This window comes from Geothrix sp. 21YS21S-2 (genome assembly GCF_030846775.1).
In the GTDB taxonomy this organism is placed as follows: Bacteria; Acidobacteriota; Holophagae; order Holophagales; family Holophagaceae; genus Mesoterricola.
The window spans coordinates 1,386,346-1,411,452 of the sequence record NZ_CP132910.1; the positions used below are offsets into that span (position 1 = coordinate 1,386,346).

General features: G+C 70.7%; 16 protein-coding genes. 11 read left to right on the forward strand and 5 right to left on the reverse strand.

All coding sequences use genetic code 11. The annotated features are described in order from the left end of the window. Positions 1-335 precede the first annotated feature (335 nt). Positions 336-1,550, forward strand: a complete 1,215-nt coding sequence (locus RAH40_RS06285) for a PAS domain S-box protein (RefSeq protein WP_306601235.1) — start codon at positions 336-338, stop codon at positions 1,548-1,550. Between the two features lie 35 nt (positions 1,551-1,585). Further along, entirely contained in the window at positions 1,586-2,977 is a 1,392-nt protein-coding gene (locus tag RAH40_RS06290; RefSeq protein ID WP_306601236.1) for a flavocytochrome c, read from the forward strand. A gap of 6 nt (positions 2,978-2,983) precedes the next feature. Here the strand turns inward: RAH40_RS06290 and RAH40_RS06295 are convergent, their stop codons facing one another. After that, entirely contained in the window at positions 2,984-4,897 is a 1,914-nt protein-coding gene (locus RAH40_RS06295; RefSeq protein WP_306601237.1) for a prolipoprotein diacylglyceryl transferase family protein, read from the reverse strand. Between the two features lie 8 nt (positions 4,898-4,905). Continuing rightward, the gene (locus RAH40_RS06300; RefSeq protein ID WP_306601238.1) at positions 4,906-5,703 is read right to left on the reverse strand and encodes a hypothetical protein; all 798 of its coding nucleotides are present in this window, start codon (positions 5,701-5,703) and stop codon (positions 4,906-4,908) included. A 132-nt stretch (positions 5,704-5,835) separates the two neighbouring features. On the opposite strand from RAH40_RS06300, the gene RAH40_RS06305 reads away from it, so the two are divergent. The 7 genes from RAH40_RS06305 to RAH40_RS23040 all read left to right on the forward strand — a co-directional run bounded on the left by RAH40_RS06305 (position 5,836) and on the right by RAH40_RS23040 (position 17,889). After that, positions 5,836-7,170: a cell wall metabolism sensor histidine kinase WalK gene (locus RAH40_RS06305; RefSeq protein WP_306601239.1), complete on the forward strand. Its 1,335-nt coding sequence runs from the start codon at positions 5,836-5,838 to the stop codon at positions 7,168-7,170. Between the two features lie 19 nt (positions 7,171-7,189). Next, complete coding sequence (locus RAH40_RS06310) at positions 7,190-11,434, forward strand: amylo-alpha-1,6-glucosidase (RefSeq protein ID WP_306601240.1); 4,245 nt, start codon at positions 7,190-7,192, stop codon at positions 11,432-11,434. Next, positions 11,427-13,613, forward strand: coding sequence for a 1,4-alpha-glucan branching protein GlgB (glgB, locus tag RAH40_RS06315; RefSeq protein WP_306601241.1), 2,187 nt, complete (start codon positions 11,427-11,429; stop codon positions 13,611-13,613). The genes RAH40_RS06310 and glgB overlap by 8 nt, the downstream gene beginning before the upstream one ends. A 45-nt stretch (positions 13,614-13,658) precedes the next feature. Then, the gene (gene glgP / locus RAH40_RS06320; RefSeq protein WP_306601242.1) at positions 13,659-15,782 is read left to right on the forward strand and encodes an alpha-glucan family phosphorylase; all 2,124 of its coding nucleotides are present in this window, start codon (positions 13,659-13,661) and stop codon (positions 15,780-15,782) included. A 119-nt stretch (positions 15,783-15,901) separates the two neighbouring features. After that, positions 15,902-16,576: an outer membrane beta-barrel protein gene (locus RAH40_RS06325; protein ID WP_306601243.1), complete on the forward strand. Its 675-nt coding sequence runs from the start codon at positions 15,902-15,904 to the stop codon at positions 16,574-16,576. 14 nt (positions 16,577-16,590) lie between these two features. Further along, positions 16,591-17,463 (forward strand): phosphodiester glycosidase family protein, encoded by an 873-nt coding sequence (locus tag RAH40_RS06330; protein ID WP_306601244.1) that lies wholly within the window; start codon positions 16,591-16,593, stop codon positions 17,461-17,463. Positions 17,464-17,721: 258 nt separating this feature from the next. Beyond that, positions 17,722-17,889 carry a HigA family addiction module antitoxin gene (locus RAH40_RS23040; RefSeq protein WP_373432547.1) on the forward strand — a complete coding sequence of 56 codons (168 nt, stop codon included), beginning with the start codon at positions 17,722-17,724 and terminating at the stop codon, positions 17,887-17,889. A gap of 73 nt (positions 17,890-17,962) precedes the next feature. Here RAH40_RS23040 and glgA read toward each other — a convergent pair whose 3' ends face one another. Genes glgA through RAH40_RS06345 form a run of 3 tightly spaced genes read right to left on the reverse strand, consistent with a single transcriptional unit; the run spans position 17,963 to position 21,733 of the window. Further along, entirely contained in the window at positions 17,963-19,411 is a 1,449-nt protein-coding gene (glgA, locus tag RAH40_RS06335; protein ID WP_306601245.1) for a glycogen synthase GlgA, read from the reverse strand. Continuing rightward, positions 19,408-20,673, reverse strand: a complete 1,266-nt coding sequence (gene glgC / locus RAH40_RS06340; protein WP_306601246.1) for a glucose-1-phosphate adenylyltransferase — start codon at positions 20,671-20,673, stop codon at positions 19,408-19,410. Before glgC ends, glgA begins: the two co-directional genes overlap by 4 nt. 55 nt (positions 20,674-20,728) lie before the next feature. Then, a complete protein-coding gene (locus RAH40_RS06345; RefSeq protein ID WP_306601247.1) occupies positions 20,729-21,733 on the reverse strand; it encodes a glycosyltransferase family 9 protein in 1,005 nt (334 codons plus the stop codon). 56 nt (positions 21,734-21,789) lie between these two features. Here RAH40_RS06345 and RAH40_RS06350 point away from each other — a divergent pair, with 56 nt between their 5' ends. Beyond that, the gene (locus RAH40_RS06350; protein WP_306601248.1) at positions 21,790-23,529 is read left to right on the forward strand and encodes a peptidylprolyl isomerase; all 1,740 of its coding nucleotides are present in this window, start codon (positions 21,790-21,792) and stop codon (positions 23,527-23,529) included. Between the two features lie 399 nt (positions 23,530-23,928). Further along, positions 23,929-25,101: an ISL3 family transposase gene (locus RAH40_RS06355; protein WP_306601249.1), complete on the forward strand. Its 1,173-nt coding sequence runs from the start codon at positions 23,929-23,931 to the stop codon at positions 25,099-25,101. Positions 25,102-25,107 lie beyond the last annotated feature (6 nt).

The following is a 25,107-nucleotide window of genomic DNA, read 5'->3' on the forward strand; positions in this document are numbered from 1 at the left end:
GTGTTTGCCGTGCAGGGCGAGGCCCATGCGGCCAGGCCCCGCGGCAACCTCAGTGGTAGATGAATACCCTATGGATTAATTCCACAGTAGGCCCCCCGCACGAAACCCTCAAAGGTGAGAAAGCGGGGCAATTTCGGGTAGGGCCGCCTACCCGATTGGCAACGGAAAACCAAATCCGCATTGGCTTTACCTTCGCCCCGGAACCGTCCTGGAGCGGGTATACCCGACTCGCCGTTGACAAGACCTTGGCACAGGACAATGATCGGATCATCCCGAAACGAGAACGGCCGGCCCTTCCGGCCAAGCCATTCGAAGCGCCGCGGATGGGGGTTGCCATGGAGCAGCGATGGGCGTCCTTCGACGCCTCCATAGGTCAGGAGCTGTTCGAGGCGACGTCGGACCTGATCCTGGTGACCGATCCCCAGGGCGTCATCCTCCGGACCAACCGCAAGGCCGGGCGGGTCCTCGCCGACGCGCCCACCCTGGGGCTGCCCTTCTGGGTCAGGCTGGGCCTGCCCTGCGACACCCTGCAGGGGGCCCTGGAGGTCTGCTCCGCCCAGGTGCCGAAGTACGCCAGCACCGCCCTCCAGGCCGCCTTCGCCGTCCGGCTCGTCGCGCTGGGGGACGGCAGCGCCCCGGGCTTCCTGGTCCTGCTCAGCGAGATGACCGGCCCCTTCCTCCAGCGGGCGGAGCTCGAACGCCAGGTCCAGGAACGGGCCCAGGCCCTGGCCCGGTCCCAGAAGATGCTGCAGACCGTCTTCCAGGGGGTGGGCAAGGGCATCATCCTCGTCGACGAGGACCTGGAGGTCATCGGTTCGAACCAGAAGGCCTGCGAGACCTTCGGCATCCACCCCGAGAACATCCAGGGCGCCCACATCCGCTCGCTCTGCGACGAGCCGGGGCAGGCCGCCGTCCTGAGGATGCTGGACACCATCATCGAGAACCAGGTGCTGAGCGTCGAGGTGGGCGCCCTCTACTTCGACAAGCGCCGCTTCCCGGCCGTCTTCACCGTGAGCCTGATCACCGTCGAGGGGAGCAGGCTCTGGATCATCATCACCGAGGACATCTCCAGGCAGAAGGCGATGGAACAGGAGCTCAAGACCGGCAGGGTCCTCACGGAGGAGGCCAACATCGCCCTGCGCAGCGTCCTGAAGAGCATCCAGCTCGAGCAGGAGGAGCTCTCGGCCAAGCTCTCCCGCAGGATCACCAGCGACCTGATGCCGATCCTGCACAAGATCCGGTCCGCGCCCTCCGACGAGGTGCGCAACGGCTACATCGACTTCCTGGGCGAGCTCCTGGCCTCGCTGACCCGGAACACGGGGCCGCAGATGGATTTCGCGCTCCACCGGCTCAGCAAGACGGAGATGAAGATCTGCAATTTCATCCTGGCGGGGTTCAGCACCAAGGAGATCTGCGCCACGATGAACCTGGCCTTCGACACCGTCCAGACCCACCGGAAGAACATCCGGAGAAAGCTCGGCCTTTCGGGATCCGCCGGGATCAGCCTGCACGGGTACCTCAACAGCAAGAAGGCGGCGGTGCCCGCATGACCGCAGCCCGCACCGCAAGACTCCAGGGAGTTCCGATGTTCGACGAGACCTTTGACGTCCTGGTCGTCGGTTCCGGCTACGCCGGGCTCTCGGCGGCGATCGAGGCCAGGCTCGCGGGCCGGTCCGTGCTGGTCATCGAGAAGATGAAGCTGCCCGGAGGCAATTCCGCGCTCAGCGGCGGCCTGTTCGCGGTGGCCAACGCCCCCCTCCAGGCCGCTGAGGGGATCGAGGACTCGCCGGCCCTGCTGGCCGGGGACATGTTCAAGGCCGGCCACGGGCTGAACCACCCCGAGCTCGTGCGCACCGTGGCCGCCGGTTCCCTGGAGGCCTTCCTCTGGTGCCGGGACTACCTCGGCGTGGCCTTCGCCGACAGCCTGCACCATGGGGGCGGCCACTCCGTTCCGCGCACCTACAGTCCCGCCAACTGTTCCGGCTCCGTGATCCTGCAGGCCCTCCTGGTGAAGTGCCGGGAGCTGGGGATCCCCATCCGGCTGCAGACCGCGCTGGAGGGGTTCATCCTCGACGGGGACGGCCGGGTCACCGGGGCCGCCGTCCGCGCGGACTACATCTTCCCCCAGGAGGACAGCGGCGCCCCCCGCAGGATCGGGGCCGCCCAGGGCCTCGTCCTGGCCAGCGGCGGCTGGTGCCAGGACGTGGAATTCCGGAGGGTGCAGGACCCCGGCCTGGACGGCGCGCTGGAGACCACCAACCACCCCGGGGCCACGGCCGAGGGCCTGGTGAGCGCCCTCCGGATCGGCGCTACGCCCCTCCACCTCTCCTGGATCCAGCTGGGGCCCTGGACCTCCCGGGACGAGGAGGGCTGGGGGGTCAGCACCATGTTCTCGGTGCTGGTGGGCCTGCGCCACGGGGTCATGGTCGACGCGTCCACCGGAAGGCGCTTCGTGAACGAGCTCGCGGACCGGCTCTCCCGCGCCCGCGAAATGGTCGCCGCCGGGCGGGACCCCATGCTGATCGTGGGCGGAAGGGCGGCGCGGCAGTACCCGAACCTGGCGCAGTGCCTGAAGCGCGGAGCCGTGAAGCGCTACGGGACGCTCGAGGAGCTCGCCCAGGACCAGGCCATCGATCCGGCCGCGCTGTCGGAGACCCTGGAGCACTTCAACCGGTCGCTGGACGAAGGCGTCGACCTGGAATTCGGCAGGCCCCTGGGAACCCAGGAGCGGTACCGCGTCGAACCGCCCTACCACCTCGTGCGGCTCCGCCCCAAGCTCCACTACTGCAACGGCGGCATCCAGATCGACGCCGACGCCCGGGTCCTGGACCTCGGGCGCCACCAGCCGATCCCGGGCCTCCTGGCCGCCGGCGAGGTCACCGGCGGCGTGCACGGGGCCTGCAGGCTGGGCGGCATGGCCATCCCCGAGTGCATCGTGTTCGGCCGGATCGCGGGGAGGAACGCCTCCCGGGCCTGAAGGCGCTCACGCCAGCCGTGAGAACCTCCGGTTCGACTCCGGGAAGTCCGCCCCCAGGGCCAGCCACACGCAGAGCCCCGCGCCCAGGGCCGCGGCGAAGGCCGTCCCGTCCAGGCGCGCCCCGGGGGCCGGACCCGCGCCGCCCAGGCACGTGAGGAAGGCCCCCAGGGCCGCGACGGGGACCGCGACCCACTGGTAGAGCCGCAGCCCCCCGAGGACGGGGGTCTGGGGCTCGCCCCGGGTGCCTTCCTCCGCGAACCGGCCCAGGCTGTTGAGCACCAGGTAGACGCCGGCGATGAAGGGGAGGCCCGCGCCCACTCGCCAGAGGCGAAGGAGGACCAGCCAGGTCACGCCGTTCCAGAGGATCGAATAGAGGGGGGAGGGATGGAGGGGGAGGCCCCGGAGCCCGGAGAGCCGGGACACCCGGGACCGGGGATGGACGTAGCGGATGCCCACGGACGCCGGCGCCACCCGGCCGTGGCAGCAGCCCTGGACGAGGCACCGCACCCGGCCCAGGCCCTGGATCACGGGCCCCGCCACCGCTGCGGCGCCCAGCAGCAGCCAGCCCTGGCCAGAGAGGAGGTGCCCGGCCAGGACGCCGGCGAAGGTGCCCAGCACGCCGCCGTAATAGCCGTAGGGCCGGAGCAGCTCCGGGCCCCCCTCGACGAGCTGGGCCCACAGGCCCGCCCCGGCCAGGCCGCAGAGCACCACCAGCAGGATCTCCGGCGTGAGGGTTCCGCCCGTGAAGGCGCACATGAGGAGGACCCCCAGGCCCACCCCCAGGCCCGCCCAGAACCCGTGGTTGATGATGCGCAGGGGCCCCAGGCGCCACTCACGCCAGGAATTGGCCACCCTCTCGGCCCCGCGGCGCAGGAACTCCCATAGGGCGTCCGCGCGCAGGGCGCCCCAGCCCAGGAGGGCCCCGGCGGCCACGTCGGCCAGCGTGTGCATGCCCGTGGCCGCGCAGGCCCACACCACCAGTGCCGCCCAGAGCCGGGCGGCAGGCTTCCACCGGGGGGAGGCCGCCCCGGCCGCCAGGATCGCCCAGGCGGCGTGGAAGGACGGGAAGGCGCACATGGGGGTGTCGTGGAGGCGCTCCCACTGCAGGAGGCGCCCCAGGGGCCCGGCCGCCTCGAAGGGCCGGGGGGGCGCCATCACGGGCAGGACCGCGAAGCAGAGGGTGCCCGCAAGGGTGGCCACGAGCCCCGCGGTGCAGAACCGGCGCAGGTCCCGGCCGGACCGCGCCAGCCAGGGCACGGCGAGGACCCACAGGTAGAGGCTGGCGTAGGGGAGCTCGGCCTCCTCCACCACCGGCCAGCCCCGCTCGAAGGGAAGGCCGAGGTCGAGGGCGTCCCGGGGCGTGCCCAGGGCCGCCGCGAGCCCGTAGAGCAGAAGCCAGGGCAGGAGCACCAGGACGTAGGCGGAGGCCCGGTCCGCCGGGGTGGGCGGACCGTCCTGGGCCGCGGGAAGGCGCAGCAGGGGCCCGCGCCTTTCCCGGCCGAACCGCGCGTCCAGGGCCGGGCCCTCGTAGCCCAGCACGAGGGCCGCGCAGCCCAGGACCACCGCCGGGCCCACCAGCCAGAACCCGCTGCCCGAGCCCGTGGCCATGGCCGCGCCCAGGCACAGGACGCAGAATCCCGCGTAGATGGGATGCGGGGTGAGGGCGTAGAGGCCGCGGACCACGAGGCGCCGGGGCGGGTAGGCGTTCATGGGCAGGCCCTCCCCGTGGCGCGTGAGGGTCGCCATGGCCAGGAGCATCGCCAGGCCCCCCGCCGCCGCCAGGATCCGGCCGGCCCAGGCGGGGCCCGGCGGCGGGAGCCGGACCTGCCCGGCCGCGCCCCGCGCCCAGGCCCAGAGCAGGAGCGGCAGGAGGACCACGAAGAGGAGGGCGTAGAGGAGCTTGCCGAGGCGGGGGGACATGGGGGGCCTCATGGGGTGCCGACGGTTTCATGGATGACCCAGCCACGGACGTCCGGAGCGCCTTCCCTGTGCAGGACGCCGGAACTCCTCCATTTGCGCTCCCGCAGGGCGCCGAAGGAGGCCGGGACGAGGCCGGCGACGGCCGGGAACCGGAGGAGGCCCGGCGGCAGGACCGGCGCGTCCCGGATGACGAGGCGGTCCGGGACCTCGAGCTCCAAGGTGGCGCCGGGAAGGCTCACCCGGTCCTCCTCCACCCGCCCCCCGGCCACCTCCCGGCCGTCCAGGACGGTCCAGGTCCGCGGCGCGGCCCCGCGCCATCCGATCCACACCAGGGAGGCCCCCCCGCCCGCGAAGCGCCCCCAGCGCAGCTCCTCGAAGGGGAGGTGCCAGGGTCCGTACCCGAGGTCCAGGCGCTCGGCGTAGCCGTCGCCCCGGAGGCGCCGCCCGCCCAGGACGAGCTCCACCGCCGAGGCCGGCTGCAGGCAGGCCCAGGTGAGGTCCCGGCCCTGGCGCTCGTGCAGCCGCAGCGTGCATGGCGGGCAGCGCGCCTCCCACCGGCCCTCCAGGTCCAGGGGACGGCAGGACCAGCCGAGGTGGCCGTCCAGGACCCTGGGCTCGTCCGAAGGGCGGAAGGAGGACGCCGCCTCCCCTTCGGCCCCCAGGCGGCTGCAGTAGCTCAGGTCCAGCCCCCCCAGGCTCAGCCGGGCCCAATAGCCGATGAAGACCTCCCCGTGGGGGGTGACGCAGTCGAGGTACCACTTGCGAAGGCGGAAGGCGTCCATGGGTCTCTGGGGGCTTTCGCCCATCCTACTCCTGGATGGCGCGGAGGTCCTGGAGGTTCCAAAAAACAATCAATTCAACATATAGCCGGGAATTTCCGGAGAACCCTATCAGTCCCAGGGAATAGCCGGGACAATGGACCCAAGGAGCCCCAGACCATGCCCAACGCTCATCCGGACCTGTCGCAGCGGATGACCACGCCCCTCCTGCCCTGGGCCCTGGCCCTGGCGGGCGGCGCGCTCATGGCCAGCGACATCGAGCCGGTGCTGAGGGTCGCCGGGTTCCTGGCGGCGGCGGGGGGCGGGGCTTCCCTCCACCTGTCCATGAAGCGGCACCGGGAGACCATGGCCCGGCTCCTCGCGGCCATCCCCCTGCCGGAGAAGGGCGAGGAGCTGTTCCGCGCCCTGCCCCGGGCCTGGTCGGCCCTGGAGGCGGAGAACCACCGGCTGGCCAACGAGGTCGAGGCCGAGGACCAGGTGCGCCGCCAGATTCTCGCCAACCTGCGCACGGGGATCGTGCTCCTGGGCCTGGACCGCCAGATCCGGCTCTTCAACCCCAAGGCCCGGACCATCCTGGGCGCCTCCAGCCACCTGGGGGAGGGCGAGTCGCTGGTGTCGGCCTTCCGGGAGCCCGAGAGCCTGCGCAACCTCCAGGACGCCTACGGGGGCGCCTTCCGGGAGTGGACCCTCAAGCGCAACCCCAGGACCATCCGCCTGCGGGCCGTGCCCTTCCCCGCCCCCGCGGGGGAGGGGACCTGGGTGCTGGTCACCCTGGACGACATCACCCACTTCGAGGCCCTGGAGACCACCCGCCAGAAGTTCATCTCCAACGCCAGCCACGAGCTGAAGACGCCGGTGACGGGCATCCGGGTGGCGGTGGAGAACCTCCAGGACGGGGCCCTCGTCCTCCCCGAGGGCGACACCAGCCTGAAGATCATCCTGCGCAGCCTGGACCGCATGGTCATGCTCCTGGACGACATCTCGGAGCTGAGCCGCATCGAGACCGGCGCCCTGCGCCTGGATGCCAGGCCCCTGACGGTGGGGCCCTTCATGACCGAATTCCTGGAGAGCGTCCAGCCCCTGGCCCGGGTCCGGAACGTGCGCATCCTGTCCGACGTGGAACCCGGCGCCACGGGCCACGCCTTCCGGGCCGACCCCATGCGCCTGGGCCAGCTCCTGGAGAACCTGGTGTCCAACGCCGTGAAGTTCGGGCCCCCGGAATCCGAGGTGCGGGTCGCGGCGCGCCTGGAAGGCGACGCCCTGGCCTTTTCCGTGGCCGACCAGGGCCCGGGCATCGGCTCGCAGGACCTGCCCCGGATCTTCGAGCGCTTCTTCCGGGCCCCGGCCACCCGGGGCGTGCCGGGCACCGGCCTGGGCCTCTCCATCGTCAAGCACCTGGCCGTGCTCATGGGCGGCGAGGTGGACGTGCAAAGCGAACCGGGCCGGGGCGCCATATTCACCTTCCGCCTCCCGGCGGCCGAAATGAAACCGTAGCCCCTTCCCCGAGGTGCCCTTGTCCCAGCCCGTCATGACCCCCGCACCCGGCAGCCGCATCGTGCGGTATGTGGGCGACCGCGTGCGCTTCACGCTCGAGGGGCAGGGCCCGGCCTTCCTGCGCACCAACCTCACCCGGGGCGCCCAGGCCCGGCAGGAGGTCATCGCCCTATCCGGGGCCGTCACCAGCGGCACCCGCACCTTCGCCGGCGCCTCCTGGCGGGACATCCCCCTGACGCAGCGGGACGGCCTCTGGGAGCTGGACCTGCCGCTCACCGAGGTGGGCCACTTCCGGGCCAAGGCCTACCGCCTGGACGAGGCCGGCACCCAGCACTGGCCCGAGGGCGCCGACGTGGGCATCTCCGTCCACCCCGACCACCTGCGCACCGGCAACACCATCTACTGCGCCTTCCCCCGAATGTTCGGCCCTTCCCGCACCGGCCGCAGCACCCGGGAGCCCGTGCTGGACGAGCAGCTCAACAGCCTGGACCAGCGCGGCTTCACCGTGATCCCCCCCTCGGGCAAGCTGCGCGAGCTCACCGCCTGCGTGCCCCACATTCTCGGGACCCTGGGCTGCCGCATCCTGCACCTGCTGCCCCTGGGCCCCACCCCCACGACCTTCGCGCGCTTCGGGCGCTTCGGCAGCCCCTACGCCCAGCAGGACCTCACCGCCATCGACCCCGCCCTGGTGGAGTTCGACGAGCGCACCACGGGCGTCGAGCAGTTCCAGGAGCTGGCCCACGCGGTGCACCTGCGCTCGGGCCTGGTCTTCCTGGACATCGTGGTCAACCACACCGGCTGGGGCTCCCGGCTCATGGAGGGCCGGCCCCAGTGGTTCCACCGGAACCCCGACGGCACTTTCCACAGCCCCGGCGCCTGGGGCACCACCTGGGGCGACCTGGTGGAGCTGGACAACCGCGAGCCCCACCTCTGGGAAGTGGTGGCGGAATCCCTGCTCACCTGGTGCCGGCGCGGCGTGGACGGCTTCCGCTGCGACGCCGGGTACATGGTGCCGCTCCCGGCCTGGCAGTACATCGTGGCCCGGGTGCGCCAGGAGTTCCCCGACGCGGTCTTTCTCCTGGAGGGCCTGGGCGGCGCGTGGGAGCTCACGGAGACCCTGCTCACCGAGGGCGGCATGCAGTGGGCCTACTCGGAGCTCTTCCAGAACTACTCCCCCCGCGACGTGGCGGCCTACCTGGACCACGCCGCGCACCAGGGCGGCCGCATCGGCCCCCTGGTGCACTACAGCGAGACCCACGACAACGACCGCCTCGCCAAGCGCGGCGCCGACTGGTCCCTGCACCGGAACCGCCTGTGCGCCCTCACCAGCCTGTGCGGCGCCTTCGGCTTCACCGGCGGCGTGGAGTGGCTGGCCACCGAGAAGATCGAGGTGCACCAGTCCCGGGGCATGGCCTGGGGCGCGGCCGAGAACCTCGTGGAGGAGCTGGCGGCCCTCAACCACCTGCTGGGCTCCCACCCCTGCTTTTTCGACGGGGCGCGCCTGGAGCGCCTGAGCTCCGGGGAATCCCCGGTGCTGGCCCTGCGCCGCGCGTCCTGGGACGGCCGCGACCAGGTCCTGGTGCTCGTGAACCTCACCATGGAGCCCCAGGAGTGGCTGCTCACCGCCCCCGCCTGGGAGGAGCTGGGGCGCCCCTCCCTGGACCTCCTGGGCCAGGCCTTCCCCCGCCTCCGCCAGAACCCCGGCGGCTCGGTGACCTTCGTCCTGCGGCCCTGGGCCGCCCACTGCCTGGCTGCCTCCGCCACCCCCCGGGGCCTGGCGGGCCCCGAGTACCGGGCGCGTCGCGCCCAGGCCGCCTGGGCCTACCAGGCCCTGGCCACGGTCCTGCCCGCCGAGACCCTGGGACCCGCCGCCTGGCAGGAGGTGGCCGCCCTGGCCGGCTCCGACCCCGCCGCCTTCCTGGCCTCCCTGTCCTACCTCGACCCCGCGGCGGTCCGGGCCGATCTCCCCGCCGCCATCCGCGCCGCCCGGAACGGCTACCCGCGGGTCATCCGCTGGGGCCTGCAGGATCTGGGCCGGGTGACGCCCCTGCCCCCGGAGCACTGGCTGCTGGTGGAGGACGCCGCCCCCTTCGCCGTGTCGCTGCGGGTCCCCGGCCTGGGACCCATCCACCTGCGCAGCATCCCCTCGGACGCCGGGCACGTGGCGGCGGTCCCCCCGTCCCTCCTGGCCCGGGCCCCGCGTCCCCTTGAGGCCGAGATCCAGTTGGAGCGGTTCAAGGAGGCCCGCACCCCGCCCGCCGGCAAGGTGCGGCTCCTGTCCCCGGACCCCGCCTTCCCGCGCCACGCCAAGGAGGGCTCCTGCCTGCTCACCAACGGCCGGGGCGGCATGGCCCGCCTGCGGGCCGACCTGGGCACGGTGGCCTCCAAGTACGACTGCCTCCTGGGCGCCAACCTCCACCCCTCCGTCCCCTGCGACCGCCACGTCCTGGCCAAGCGCCTGCGGGCCTGGGTGAACGCCGACGGCTTCCTGACGCCCCTGGACAGCGGGAACCTGGTGCACTTCACGGCCGGGCCCCCGGCGCGCTGGGTCTTCGCGGCGCCCGCGGGCGACGGCCGCGTGGTGCAGGTGGAGCTGACCATCGACCTGCTGCCGGACCGCAACACCGTGGTGGCGAGGTTCCGCCGCCCCGACGGGCCCCCGCCCATCGGGACCGACCTGCCCGAGGGCCCCTCCGTGGTGCTCACCGTGCGCCTGGACCTGGAGGACCGCGGCTTCCACTCCGAGACCACCGCCAACGAAGGCGCCGACCACCACTTCCGCACGAGCACCAGGGACCGGGAGGGGGGCATGGGGTTCCTCTTCGAGCCCGGCCCGGACCGGCGCCTCGCGGCCTGGGCCGACCGCGGCCGCTGGCACGCGGATCCCGAGTGGTGCCTGGGGATCCCCCACCCCGTGGAGGCCTCCCGGGGCATGACCGCCCAGGGCGACGCCTGGAGCCCGGGCTGGTTCGAGCTGCCCCTGGACCGCCCCGGGGCGGTGACCCTCGCCCTCTGCGCGGACCCGACCGAACCGGCCCCGGCCGAGCTGCACCGGTTCACCCAGCTGCGCGCCGAGGCCCTGGGCCGCTCCGCCCTGCCCAAGGACAGCTTCGGCCTCCAGCTGTGGCTGGCCTCCCGGGCCTTCCTGGCCCGCCGGGGCGAAGGCCTCACCGTCATCGCCGGCTATCCCTGGTTCCTGGACTGGGGCCGGGACACCTTCATCGCCGCCCGGGGCCTCCTCGCCGGCGGAATGGCCGACGAGGTGCGCGGGATCCTGCGCACCTTCGCCGCCTTCGAGGACCGGGGCACCCTGCCCAACGCCCTCTCGGCGGACTCCACCTCCGACCGCGACACCTCGGACGCGCCGCTGTGGTTCGCCCTGGCCGCCGAGGAGGCCGGAGCCGAGGACCTCCTGCCCGTGCTGGAGGCCATCGCCCGGGGCTACCGCGACGGCACGCCCAACGGCATCAAGGTGGACCCGGACTCGGGCCTGGTGTGGAGCCCCTCCCACTTCACCTGGATGGACACCAACTACCCCGCCGGCACCCCCCGCCAGGGCTACCCGGTGGAGATCCAGGCCCTGTGGATCCGGCTCCTGCGCCGGCTGGGCCCCGACTGGGCCGGGCTGGAGGCGAGGGCCCGGGCCTCGCTGGACCTCTTCTGGGACGAGGAGCTGGGCTGGTTCCACGACCACCTGGAGGCCCGGGACGGCGTTCCCGCCGCCCTCGCCCGGGGCGACGGCCACCTGCGGCCCAACCAGCTCTTCCTGGTGAGCCTGGGCCTCGTGGAGGGCGCAAGGGCCCAGCGGGCCGTGGCGGCCTGCGCGAGGCACCTCCTCGTGCCCGGCGGCATGCGCACCCTGGCGCCCCTGCCGGTGCTCTCCCCCCTGCCCATCCTGGGCCCCTCGGGCCTCCTGAACGACCCCATGCACCCCTACTGGGGCCGCTACGAGGGGGACGAGGACACGCGGCGCAAGCCCGCCTACCACAACGGCACCGCCTGGGCGTGGCTCCTGCCCACCTTCTGCGAGGCCCTGGCCGCGGCCTACGGCTTCCAGCCCCAGGCCGTGGAGGCCGCCCGGGCCTGCCTGGGCTCCCTGGACGGGCTGCTGGCCTCGGGCTGCCTGGGCCAGCTCCCGGAGATCCTGGACGGCGACGCCCCCCATGCCCAGCGGGGTTGCGACGCCCAGGCCTGGAGCGTCACCGAAGCGTTGCGGGTTTGGCTTACACTGGACGGACACCCCCCGAGGAAACCGAATGGCTGATCAAGGTTTTGACCCGCAAGCCTTCCTGAACGGGGACTGCTCCAACCCCGCCTACGTCTTCGGGCTCCACCCCCTGCCCGGCTCGGGCCTGGAGGCGCGGGTCTTCGCACCCCGGGCCACCAGGGTCGAGCTGGTGAAGGAACCCGCCGGGGAGGTGGTGGCCGAGCTGCGCATGACGCACCCCGAGGGGATCTTCGAGACCGTGCTGCCGCGGCTGCGCAAGTGGTTCCCCTACCACTTCCGGGTCCACGGCTGGGGGCCGGAGCCCCTGGAGATGGACGACCCCTACCGGTTCAGCGCCGCCCTGGGCGACCTGGACGTCTACCTCATGGCCGAAGGCACCCACCTGCGCCTCTACGAGAAGCTGGGCGCCCACCCCTCGGAGCGCGACGGCGTGCCCGGCGTGGACTTCGCCGTGTGGGCCCCCAACGCCCGGCGCGTGAGCGTGGTGGGCACCTTCAACAACTGGGACGGGCGCCGGCACATCATGCGCCCCTTCGCGAGCTCCGGTGTCTGGGAGCTCTTCATCCCCGGCATGGCCCCCGGCGACCTCTACAAGTTCGAGATCAAGAGCGCGGCCGGCAAGGTCCTGCCCCTCAAGGCCGACCCCTTCGCCTTCCAGTGCGAGCACGCCCCCGGCACCGCCTCGGTGGTGCACGATCCCCGCGGCCACACGTGGCAGGACGGCGCGTTCATGGCCGAGCGCTGGAAGCGCAACCGCTTCGACGCCCCCATGAGCATCTACGAGGTGCACCTGGGCTCCTGGCGCCGCCGGGACGACGGCGGCTTCATGGGCTACCGGGAGCTGGCCGACACCCTCATCCCCTACGCCAAGGAGATGGGCTTCACCCACATCCAGATGCTCCCCGTCAGCGAGCACCCCTTCTACGCGTCCTGGGGCTACCAGCCCCTGGGCATGTTCGCCCCCACCTGCCGCTACGGCTCGCCCCAGGACTTCCAGGCGTTCGTGGACCGCTGCCACCAGGAGGGCCTGGGCGTGCTGCTGGACTGGGTCCCGGCGCACTTCCCCGGGGACGCCCACGGGCTGGGCGAATTCGACGGCACCCACCTCTACGAGCACGCCGACCCCCGCAAGGGCCGGCACATGGACTGGGGCACCCTCATCTACAACTACGGGCGCACCGAGGTGCAGAACTTCCTCATCGCCAACGCGCTGTTCTGGCTGGACCGCTTCCACATCGACGGACTGCGGGTGGACGCGGTGGCGTCCATGCTCTACCTGGACTACAGCCGGGCCCAGGGCCAGTGGCTGCCCAACCGGTACGGCGGCCGGGAGAACCTGGAGGCCGTCGCCTTCCTGCGCAGGCTGAACGAGGTGGTCTACTCCCACTTCCCCGACACCTGCACCGTGGCCGAGGAATCCACCGCCTGGCCCATGGTCTCGCGGCCCACCAGCGTGGGGGGCCTGGGCTTCGGGTTCAAGTGGAACATGGGCTGGATGCACGACACCCTGGCCTACTTCGGCCGGAACATGCTGCACCGCAAGCACCACCACGGCGAGATCACCTTCAGCATGCTCTACAACGACACCGAGAACTTCATGCTGCCGCTGTCCCACGACGAGGTGGTGCACGGCAAGAAGTCCCTGCTCTGGCGCATGCCCGGCACCCGGTGGGAGCAGTTCGCCAACCTGCGCCTGCTCTTCGCCTACCAGTTCCTGCACCCCGGAAAGAAGCTCCTCTTCATGGGCTGCGAGTTCGGGCAGGACCACGAGTGGGACCACAACAAGGCGCTGGACTGGGGCCTGCTGGAATTCCAGGAGCACCAGGGCGTCCGGCGCCTGGTGCGCGACCTCAACACCCTGTACCGGGGCCTGCCGGCCCTCTTCGACCGGGACTGCGCACCCGACGGCTTCCAGTGGATCGACTGCGAGGACCGCAGGAACAGCACCCTCGCCCTCATCCGCAAGGCCAACGACGGCTCCTTCGCCGTGGCCGTCCTGAACTTCACGGCCATGCCCCACACCGGCTACCGCGTGGGGGTCCCCGCCCCCGGCAGGTACCTGGAGGTCCTCAACTCCGATGCCTCTTTATACGGGGGCCAGAACTTCGGCAACGGCGGCGCCGTCGAAACGAAACCGCTGGCAGCGCATGGGTTCCCGCAGTCCGTGGAGCTCACCCTGCCCCCCCTGGGGGTGGTCGTGCTCAGACTCGGCTAAGATGGTCATTTCCTCAACCCGCCCCCCCCAGAAAGGCTTGAATACATGGATACGCTCCAACAGAAGCTCCAGAAGCTGACCCGCAACCTCTGGTGGACCTGGCGCCCGGAAGTGCGCGCCATCTTCCGGGACCTGGACCTGGACATCTACCACAAGGCCCACCGCAACCCCGTGCGGGTGATCAAGGAGATCACCCCCGAGCTGCTGGAGAAGCGCGCCGACCAGGTGGACATCGCCACCCGCACGGACCGCGCCCTTCGCCAGCTCAACGAGTACCTGAACCCCCTGACCACCTGGGGCATGATCCACGCCGGCAGCCTCCAGTCCCGCCCCGTGGCCTACTTCTGCGCCGAGTTCGGCATCCACGAGTCCCTGCCCATCTACTCGGGCGGCCTGGGCATCCTCGCCGGCGACCACCTCAAGGGCGCCAGCAACCTGGGCGTGCCCCTGGTGGGCGTGGGCCTCATGTACCACCGCGGCTACACCACCCAGATGCTGGACGGCACCTTCTGGCAGCAGGACGTGAGCGAACCCTTCGAGCTCGAGGACCTGCCCGTGTACCCGGCCATCGGCGCCGACGGCAAGCCCGCGCGCGTGAGCGTGGAACTCCCCGGGCGCCTGGTGTGGGCCAAGGTCCTGGAGTGCCACGTGGGGCGCATCCGCCTCATCCTGCTCGACACCCGGGACGACGCCAACAGCGAGGAGGACAAGGCCCTGGCCGCCAACCTCTACGGCGGCGACAACCGCATGCGCATCCAGCAGGAGCTCCTCCTGGGCGTGGGCGGGTCGCGGGCCCTGCGGGCTCTCGGAATCACCCCCAGCGTCATCCACCTCAACGAGGGCCACTCGGCCTTCGCCATCCTGGAATGGGCCCGCCACCGGGTCCAGCAGGACGACATGGAGCCCTGGGCCGCCATCGCCGAGGCGGCGTCGGGCACGGTGTTCACCACCCACACGCCGGTCGAGGCCGGCCACGACAAGTTCCCCGCCGACCTCGCCGAGGAGCACCTGCGCGCCCTGGCCGAGGGCCTCCGGCTCCCCCTGCACGACGTGCTGGGCCTGGGCCGCACCAACCCCGGCGACCTGGGGTCCGCCTTCCTCCCCACCGTCCTCGCCCTGAAGCACTGCCGGCGCGCCAACGGCGTCTCGGCCCTGCACGGCAAGGTGGCCCGTTCCATGTGGCAGCACCTCTGGCCCACCCGCAGCGAGCACGACGTGCCCATCGGGCACATCACCAACGGCGTGCACGTGCCCAGCTGGCTCTCCTCCGAGCTCAACACCCTCATGACCACCCACCTGGGCGTCAACTGGATGGAAGGCATCGTGCGCCCCGACCTGTGGACGAAGATCGCCGCCATCGACCCCGCCGAGATTTGGGAGATCAAGAAGGTCCTCAAGGGCCGCATGCTCAAGCTCGTGCGCGAGCGCCAGACCGCGATGCGCGCCCGCCAGGGCCTGCCGCCCCTCGAGCCCACCCCGCTGGAGCCCGACGCCCTCACCATCGGCTTCGCGCGGCGCTTCGTGCCCTACAAGCGCCCCGACCTGCTCTTCACGGACCTGGACCGCCTCGACGCCCTGGTGAACAACCCCCAGCGCCCCGTGAACCTCATCTTCGCCGGCCGGGCCCACCCCGCCGACGGCCCCGGCAAGGCGCTGATCCAGAAGGTGGGCCAGCTCACCGCCGACCCGCGCTTCCGCAACCGCATCCTGTTCGTGGAGAACTACAACATCCACATCGGACGCAACCTCTACCAGGGCGTGGACGCCTGGCTCAACAACCCCCGCAGGCCCCTGGAGGCCTGCGGCACCAGCGGCATGAAGGTGGTCATGAACGGCGGCCTCCACATCTCCGTGCTGGACGGGTGGTGGGCCGAGGCCTACGACGGCGAGAACGGCTTCGCCATCGGCAACGGCGAGATCCACGAGTCCACCGAGGTGCAGGACCGGCGCGACGCCGACGCCCTCTTCCGGCTCCTGGAGGAGAAGGTGGTGCCCATGTACTACCGGCAGGACGCCAACGGCGTGCCCCGCCAATGGATCCACGCCATCCAGCGCTCCATGCGCACCCTGGCCTGGCGCTTCAACGCCGACCGCATGGTCATGGACTACGTGCGGAACTGCTACCTGCCCGCCGCCGTGGCCTCCTCCTGCCAGATGCCCACCCCCTGAACTTGAATTCACCATCCGTCCCCGCCCCCCCTGGGGCGGGCGGCGGCGTGGCTTCCCGGGGCGGGATGCCTTACACTGCATCCATGGGCCTTCGCCATACAGCCAAAAGGAATCCGTTCATGGGCACCTCCCTGCGCGCCATCGTCAGCACCGCCGCGGCCCTCCTGGCCTGCGGCGCCCTCCACGCCGAAAGCGGCACCTGGGGCGCGCAGATCGGCATGGCCCAGCCCTCCGGGGGCGCCAAGCAGTGGGTGGGCTCCAGCGTCGGCGCCGCCCTGGACGTCACCGACACCTACAGCCTGGGCGGCCAGGACTCGGTGCGCATGCGCTTCGGGTACTTCACCTTCAAGGGCAGCAGCACCACCCCCGAGACGCTCACGGTGCCCGGCTGGGCCCAGGCCACCTACCCCGCCAACACCACCAACGAGACCTACGCCTTCACCTACGGGGCCGAATACGTCCGCAGCCTTCCCGCGCGGCTCTACGTGCTGGCCGGCCTGGGCGTCGCCTACGTTTCGGCCAACCGCACCGGCACCTTCGACCTGACCAGCGCCGCCGCCGGCCCGGTCAAGAGCAACTACGACGCCAACAACTTCGTCCCCTACTACTGCGCCGGCCTCGGCTTCCAGATCACCCGTTCCGTGGCCCTGGAGGCCCGCTACCAGTCGACCACCATGAAGGCCCAGACCCGCAAGCTGGACCTGAAGGCCCTGGGCTACACCACCCCCGCCCAGGTGGCCTTCGACAAGCTGACCGTCTCGACCCTGACCGTAGGATTGAGCCTCACGTTCTGACCGGGAGACCCCCCATGAGAATCCGCGGGGCCCTCTGGGCCGTTGCCTGTCTCGTCGCCATCGCCCCCCTGCGGGCCCAGCTCAAGGCGGGCCCCTGGGTCCCCGCCTACCAGGGCGTGGAGATCGCCACCGGCGACGCCCCCGAACCCCGCCGCCAGAAGGTCTTCGCCGTGCGGGTGGACCTGCGGGCACCCGGCATCGAGCTCTTCACGACCCCCCACGCCGGACCCATCGAGACCATAAGCGAGACCACGAGCGAATTCCTGGCCCACCACCGCCTCCAGGTGGCCATCAACGCCAACTTCTACGACCCCTGCTGCACCCCCGGCGACAAGGACCTCCTGGGCCTGGCCATGGCCCGCGGGGAGGTGGTCTCCCCCGCCGTGCCCAAGGGCATCGGCGCCTCCGCCCTCGTGGCCACCCGGGACAACTTCGCCGCCATCCTGAAGACCGGCCCCGGCTTCACCCCCGGCGGCCTCTGGACCGCCGTGGCGGGGTCCGAGGTGGTGCTGGCGAACGGCGTCCGCACGATCTCCGAAACCAAGTTCAACAAGGCCACCCACCCCCGCACCGCCGTGGGCCTCACCCGCGACGGCCGCCACCTGATCCTCCTGGTCATCGACGGCCGCCAGGAAGGCTACAGCGTCGGCGCCACCATGGAGGAGGTGGTGGACTGGCTGGTCCGCTTCGGCGCCACCGACGGCCTGAACCTGGACGGCGGCGGCTCCACCGCGCTGGTGCGGGACGTGGACGGCCATCCCAGGCTGGTGAACCACCCCAGCGGCGTGGCCATGGGCTCCAGCAGCAACGCCGGCGGGGAGCCCCAGCAGCGGTCCAACGGGAACAACTTCGGGGTCTTCGCGCGGCCGCTGCAGCCGGCTTCCTGAGGTTCTCCCCGAACTACCACAACACGGCTGGTCCCGGCACGACCGCCTCTGCTGCGTGGCGCCCAGCTACGACACCGCTTCGGAACGATTCGAGGTGAGCGACCTGGCCCACGAAGGACAACGCGTCTCCGACCACCGCCGGTTCCGGGTCCTGGGGAAAGGGCAAACCTCACCGTTTACCAGAACAAGCAGGGATGCGGCTTGACTGGATATTACCCAGGTTCATCTTGCAGCCCAATTGGTGTACCCACCCAGCGGGTGAATGAACTCGTTCGTGGAAAGCGCGGGGTTACGCCGGATACGGCATGGCTTCTCAGCAAGGCATTGAGCACTACCCCTGAATTTTGGCTGAATCTTCAGGCGGCCTATGATTTGGCACAAACCCGCCCCCAGCGGGTGGTTCGCCCGCTGGGAAAAGTGAGCTAGGAGGACGAGCAGCTGACCGCCGAAATAAAGGGCATTGGGGGCCCGAGGCGGTTCCACACGGGATGAGGAAATCCTATTCCCCCCTCGCCTTCCGCCTCATCCCTTCATACAGCTCCAGATAATCCTTAGCGCACGCCTTCCAGCTGAAATTCTGCGCCATGGCGTGCTTCTGGATCCTGGCCCACGTGCGGGGATCCTCCCGGTACAGCCTGCAGGCCCTGCCGATCGTCTCCCCTAGGATCCAGCTGCTTGCCTCCTTGAACACGAACCCCGTGGCGGTGGAATCCACCAGGGACTGGGCGTTGGTGTCCACCACGGTGTCCGCCAGGCCCCCGGCGCGGCGCACCAGGGGGAGCGTGCCGTAGCGCAAGGCGTAGAGCTGGGTGAGGCCGCAGGGTTCCTGGCGGCTGGGCACGAGCATCACGTCGCTTCCGGCCAGGATGCGGTGGGCCATGCCCTCGTCGTAGCTGAGCACGCACGCCACGCGGCCGGGGTGGGCCTTGGCGGCGGCCGCGAAACCCTGCTCCAGGACGGGGTCGCCGGTGCCCAGGATGACCAGCTGGGCGTTGAGCTGGAGCAGGTAGGCCACGTTCTCCAGCACCAGGTCCAGGCCCTTCTGCTCGGCCAGGCGGCTCACCACGCCGAAGAGCGGGTCGCCGGGGGACTCGTCCAGGCCTGTCTCCTGCTGCAGGAGGTTCTTGTTGAGCTTCTTGCCGGAGAGGTGGCGGGCGTCGAAGTGGTGCTCCAGGTGGGGGCTGGTGGCGGGGTTCCAGATGGCGTTGTCCACGCCGTTGAGGATGCCGGCGAGGTCCCGCCTGCGGTTGGCGAGGAGGCCGTCCAGGCCGCTGCCCGCCTCGGGCTGCTGGATCTCCTTGGCGTAGGTGGGGCTGACGGTGGTGATGCGGTCCGCGAAGGCCAGGCCCGCCTTCAGGAAGTTGAGCTTGCCGTAGAATTCGGCCCCTTCGGGGTGGAAGATGCTGGGCCCCAGCCACAGCTCGGGCAGGAGGGCGGCGGGATAGATCCCCTGGTAGGACAGGTTGTGGATGGTCATGACGGTGAGGGGGACGCGGCCCGGGTCCTGGGCGTAGTAGGCGGGGATGAGGGCGGTCTGCCAGTCGTGGGCCTGGAGGATGTCGGGGCGCCAGCCGGCCCAGTCGCCGTTCCGGCCCAGCTGGGAGGCCGCCCAGGCGAAGGCGGCGAAGCGCAGGTGGCTGTCGCCGTACTCCGCGTAGGGTCCGCCCGCGCGGTCGTAGAGGCCCGGATGGTCCAGCAGGTAAACGGGCACGCCGTCGGCGGTGGTGCCCCGCAGCAGGCGCGCCTCCCCCTGCCCCATGAGGTCCGGGAAGCCGCCCGCGGGTTCCAGGTCCCGGATCTGGTTCAGGAAGGCCCCGAACCCCGGAAGCAGCAGGCGGGCGTCGGCACCCAGGGCCCGCTGGGCGCCCGGGAGGGCGGCCATGACGTCGCCGAGGCCTCCCACCTTCACGTAGGGGAACAGTTCCGTGGCTGCGTGGAGAATCTTCATCGGCCGTCCTGCAGGTTGTCCAACATCCGCTGGGATATCAGGGTTACACCTCCCGGCGTGCGATGGAAGCGAGCAGCGTCCGCCGCCGCGTCCTCCCCCGCCACCAGCCCCTCGGGAACCCGGCAGTCCCGGTCCACCACGACCCGGTGCAGCCGGGCGTGCTCGCCGATGTCGGCCCCGGGGAGCACCACCGCCTCGTGGAGGTAGGCGTGGGAATGGACCCGCACCTTGCTGGAGAGCAGGGAACGGTGCACCGTGGCTCCGGAGATGATGCACCCCGCCGACACGAGGCTGCTGATGGCCACGCCGTTGCGGTGGGGGCCGCTGTGCACGAACTTGGCCGCCGGAAGCTGTTCCTGGTGGGTGAAGATGGGCCAGTCGTAGTCGTAGAGGTTCAGCTCGGGATCCACGTTGGTGAGGTCCATGTTGGCCTCCCAGTAGGCGTCCACCGTGCCCACGTCCCGCCAGTAGGGCGGCTTGTCCATGTTGCGGATGTGGCTGCGTTCGAAGCGGTGGGCGAACACCCGCGCCCGGGGCACCAGGTAGGGGATGACGTCCTTGCCGAAGTCGTGGGAGGAGGCCGGATCTGCCGCATCCCGGGCCAGTTGCTCGTATAGGAAGTCGGCCTTGAACAGGTAGATCCCCATGCTGGCGAAGGCGAGGTCCGCCCGGCCCGGCACGGGCGTGGGCTCCAGGGGCTTCTCCACCCAGGACACGATGCGGCCGGTGGCGTCCGTCTGGGCGACCCCGAACTCCCGGGCGTCCGCCAGCGGCACCTCCAGGCAGGCGATGGTCAGGTCCGCGTCCTTCTCCAGGTGGTCCTCCAGGAACCGGCGGTAGTCCATCTTGTAGATGTGGTCGCCCGCCAGCACCAGGACGTTCTCGGGCCGGCGGGCGGCAAGGGTCTCGACGTTCTGGTGCACCGCGTCGGCGGTGCCGCTGTACCAGGCGTCGCTCTCCAGGCTCTGCTGCGCGGGCAGCACGTGGATGAACTCGTTGAACTTGCCGTTCAGGAAGGTCCAGCCGAACTGCAGGTGCTCCAGGAGGCTGTGGGAGTTGTACTGGGTGACCACCAGGATCTTGCGGATGTTGGAGTTCACGCAGTTGCTCATGGTGAAGTCGATGATGCGGTACTTCCCGCCGAAGGCCAGGGCCGGCTTGGAGAGGCTGCGGGTCAGGTCCAGGAGCCGCTTGCCGCGGCCTCCCGCAAGCACCAACGCGATGGTTCGCTGGGCTGCCAGGAACACCTCGCGCTGCGACATCGGCACCCCTCGAGCATGCTTTTCCCCGGAAGGATGCTCCAAAACCCGCGAGGATTCAAGGCAAAACGGCCTGCAGCTCGTCCCAGAGGTAGTCGTCGGCCAGGGCCGTCATGCAGGGATTCCCTTCCACCGTGCAGATGACGCCCATGCATTCCAGGCAGGGGAGGCCCTCCTTGCGCGCGGTGCGCACCCGGGGGCCCCAGGGCGCGGAGTGGCGGGGGCGCGTGGGTCCGAAGATGGCGAGCGTCGGGGTCCCGCAGCCCGCGGCGATGTGGGCGAGGCCCGAGTCCATGCCCACCAGGGCCTTGGCCCCCGCGATCCACGCGGCGGAGAGGGCGAGCCCGCCCTGGTTCGTGAGGTCCACGGACCCGGGGACCCGCTCGACGATCTGCCCGGCCAGCGCCAGGTCCACCGGGCCCGCGCCCAGGATCACGGGCGTGATCCCCGCGGCCACCAGCCGGGTTCCCAGGGCCGCGAAGGAATCCACCGACAGGCGCTTGCAGGCGCAGTTGGCGCCCGGGGCCAGCACCACGTAAGCCTCCAGCCCCAGGGACGCCTTGCGCTCGGCCGCCTCGGCCAGGGCTTCGGCCCGGGGCCGGAAGGGCAGGAAGGACGCCGGTTCGGGGAGCTGGGGGAAGGCCTGGGCCACCACGGCCTGGTAGCGTTCCACGAAGGGCGTGTCCTGCTTGTAGAAGGCGATGCTGTGCGTGTAGAAGAGGGAGGCGCCCCGGTCCCCGCAGCCCAGGCGCAGGGGGACGCGGGCCAGCAGGCCCGCCACCGCGGGGCGGCTGCTCTTGGGGAAGTTGATGAGCGAAGCCGGGCGGTGGGCACGCAGGAGCTGCGCGGCCTTGAGGGGACTGTACTTGCGCTCGGGATCCGGCACGGCCGCGACGTAGTCGGGACTCCCGGCGAAGAGATCGACGATCCAGCCGGGGCCCCAGGCCACCAGCGGCAGGCCCGCCGCCCGCAGCCGGGCGATGGCGCCGTGGATCATCATCGCGTCCCCGAAGAAGCGCGGGAAACGCACCCAGTGGGCCCCCATGGGCGCAACGTCGTTCAAGTCAGCCTCCGGCCTTCATCCTCGCGTAAGATAAGTCCTACTCCAAGGATCAATTCATGCCTTTCCCGCACGCCCGCAGCTCCTTCCTCGCCCTGGTGGCCACCCTCTCCAGCCAGGCCGCGCCCCCGGCGATCCAGGCCGCCTTCACGCCCGTGGACGCGGTGAAGGCCGAGTGGGACCGGAAGCCCCCGGTGCTCGCCCCCGAGGTGATGGCTGCGCTGCCCCCCGCCGACCGCGCCCGCCTGGAGCTGACCCTGAAGCGCATCGGCGCCCCGGGCGCCCCCGCCCTGCTGCCCCCGTGGCTCGCCAACCCCACCGCGCCCGTCTGGGAAGCCAGGGCCCTGGAGGCCGTCACGCCCCAGGACCGCTTCACGGCCCTGCACTTCCTCAACCGCCTGAAGTCCCCCAAGGCCCTCAGCGCCCTGGAGAGCCTCACGGCCGCGGACGCCGCCACCTGGCCCGCCCACCTCCACCTGGAAGGGCCCCTGGCCACGGCGATCCTCAACGGCGCCGTGGTCCATCCCCCGGTGATCGCCTTCATGGAGGCGCTGTTCAAGGCCGGCAAGACCGACCCCGTCCGGGGCGGCGCGGCCCACCTCCGCCTGGTGCTCGCCGGGAAGGAGAAGGGCGAGGCGCGCATGAACGACCCCTTCCACCTCGCCTACCTGGACGCATGGAATCGCGGGCCCTGGGACAAACGGGCCCAGGAGCACCTCAACCTCCTCACCGGGGCCCTGGCCTCCACGTCCGGCCCCGGCCCCGCCCAGCGGCTCCTGGAGGGCCTCCCCGCCACGCCCGACCCCGCCGCCAGCGCCCTGGCCGTGAAGGCCCTCGGCTCCGACCGCATCCAGGTGCGCATGGCCGCCCTGGAATACTTCGGGAAGCTGCCCGCCCTCGAGCCCGACGCCCTGACCGAACTGAAACGGAACGCATTCCGCAACTACGGCGGCCCCCTGTCCAGCTGGTACCTGCAGGCCCTGCGCAAGCACGCGCCCCAGGATGCGGACCGCTACGATTCCGTCCTGCTCAGCTCCACCGATCCGTTGGCCCTGGCCGCCGCCCTGGAGGACCTGCCCCGGGCCCCCGGCAACCTGGAGGCCCTGGTCCAGCGCCTCTGGACCGTGCCCATGTACGATGCCGTCCAGGCCCTGCTGCCCGCCCTGGAACGCTGGAAACTGCCCGAACCCCAGCGCCGTGCCCTGCTGGCGCGGTTCCTGGAACACCCCTGCTGGACGGCCCGCCTCGACGCCTACACCCTCCTGGCCAAGGTGGACCCCTCCACCCCCTGGCCCGCCGCCCCGAAGACCCCCTTCCTGGAGGACCTCATCCGCGACGAGGCCCTGCGCCTGGCCCGCTCCGGCAAGCCCGTGCGCATGCGCATCACCTTCGAGCGCGGCCGCCGCGTCGTCCTGGCCCTCGACCCCGTCAACGCCCCCATCAACGTGGCCAACCTCGTGCTCCTGGCCCGGCGGGGCTTCTTCAACGACCGCCTCGTCCCGCGCGTCGTCCCGGACTTCGTGGTGCAGATGGGCAGCCCCGTGGACACCATGGACGGCGGCCCCGGCTACACCGTCCGCTGCGAGGACAGCCTGGCCTGGTACGGCCCCGGCAGCGTGGGCATGGCCCTGAGCGGCAAGGACACCGGCGGCAGCCAGTTCTTCATCACCACCAACGCCGCGCCGCACCTGACGGGGAGGTACACCCGGGTGGGCGAGGTGGAGGATCCCGCCACCGCCCTGCCGATCCTTGACGGCCTGGAACTGGGAACGAAGATCCTGTCCGTGGAGATCCTTTAGCAGAGGCAAAAAAAGGGTTCTTCACGGATTTGAGGGGTGGCGCCGACCCACACTCACTTTAGCTTGGTGCTGACGAGGAGGCCGGGTCCGGTCGATAGGGGCCGTTCTGAGCCCGTCATCCAGGTAAGTTGAAACGAAAAGCTTATCGCCGAGGCGCCGAGGGGCCGAGGTTCGCCGAGAAAAGATCTTCTTTTTATTCCTCGGCGATCCTCGGCTCCTCGGCGCCTCGGCGATAGGCCCTTCGATCGAGATTGCCGGATTCATCGGGTAACAGGTCGGCAGCAGTGGACTTCAGGCATCTTGGAGTTGTCGAGAAACCAGGATGAGAGGAGGCCGCTGCTGCCTACCAAGGAGCTTATTGCCCGTTTGGGCGGATGGAAAGGGCATCGCGTCGGAACCGTGGAAAGGTTCGAACCGGGGGAGAAGGGTACCCGCGCCCAGGTCTGGATCGAGTTGCTCGGCTTCGGTGTCCACCCTCGGACCTGCAGCGGCTGCCAGCGCAAGGTTTCAGCGGTGCACGACTGGTCCCAGCGAGAGATCCGGGACCTGCCCGTGTTCGACGCGGATACCGTGTTGGTGGTCTGGCGTGCCCGGGTGGCCTGCCCTGCCTGCGGACCCAAGCTGGAGGCCCTGGACTGGCTGGAACCCTATGCACGGGTCACCAACCGCATGGCCGAGAGTGTGGCCCGCATGTGCAAGGTCATGCCCATCAAGCGGGCTGCCGAGCGTTATGGCCTCCACTGGGGCACAGTGAAGGACATCGACAAGGCCTATCTGGAGCGCACGCTGGAGCCAGCCAGACCAGGCAAGGTCCGGCTGCTCATGATGGACGAGTTCGCCCTCCATAAGGGGCAGAGCTACGCCACGGTGTTCGCCGATACCGAAACCCGCCAAGTGCTTTGGGTGGGCAAAGGCCGGGGCAAGGCGGATATCAGGCCCTTCTTCGAATGGCTCGGCAAGCGGCGGTGCCGCAAGATCGCGGCGGTGGCCATGGACATGTCCCCCACTTTCGAAGCGGAAGTCCGCCAACACTGCCCCAATGCCGAGATCGTCCTGGACCAGTTCCATGTCCTGGCCAATTTCGGAAAGCAGGTGCTCGACCGAATCCGGGTCAACGAGGCCAATCGGTGCCGGGACGACAAGGCCGCCCGGGAACTCATCAAGGGGGCCAAGTGGCTCCTGCTGGGCAACTGGGAGAACCTGCCCAACCGGGAGAGCAAGACCAGGCTCAACGCGCTCCTGGAGGCGAACCAAGCCCTCATGACGGCCTACGTCATGAAGGACGCCCTTAAGGCCCTGTGGGGCTTTAAGCGAGAGGGCTGGGCCCGGAAGGCCTGGGAGAACTGGCTGGCCATGGCCACCTCAAGCGGCCTGCCGCCTTTGGTACGTTTTGCGAAAAACCTGGCCAAGCGGATCGAGGACATCCTCTCGCACTGCCGGTGGCACCTGAACACCAGCATCCTGGAGGGGATCAACAACAAGATCAAGGTCCTGAAGCGGATCGCCTATGGGTACCGGGATGAGGCCTACTTCTTCCTCAAGATCCGTGCGGCCTTCCCCGGAAATCCGTGAAGAACC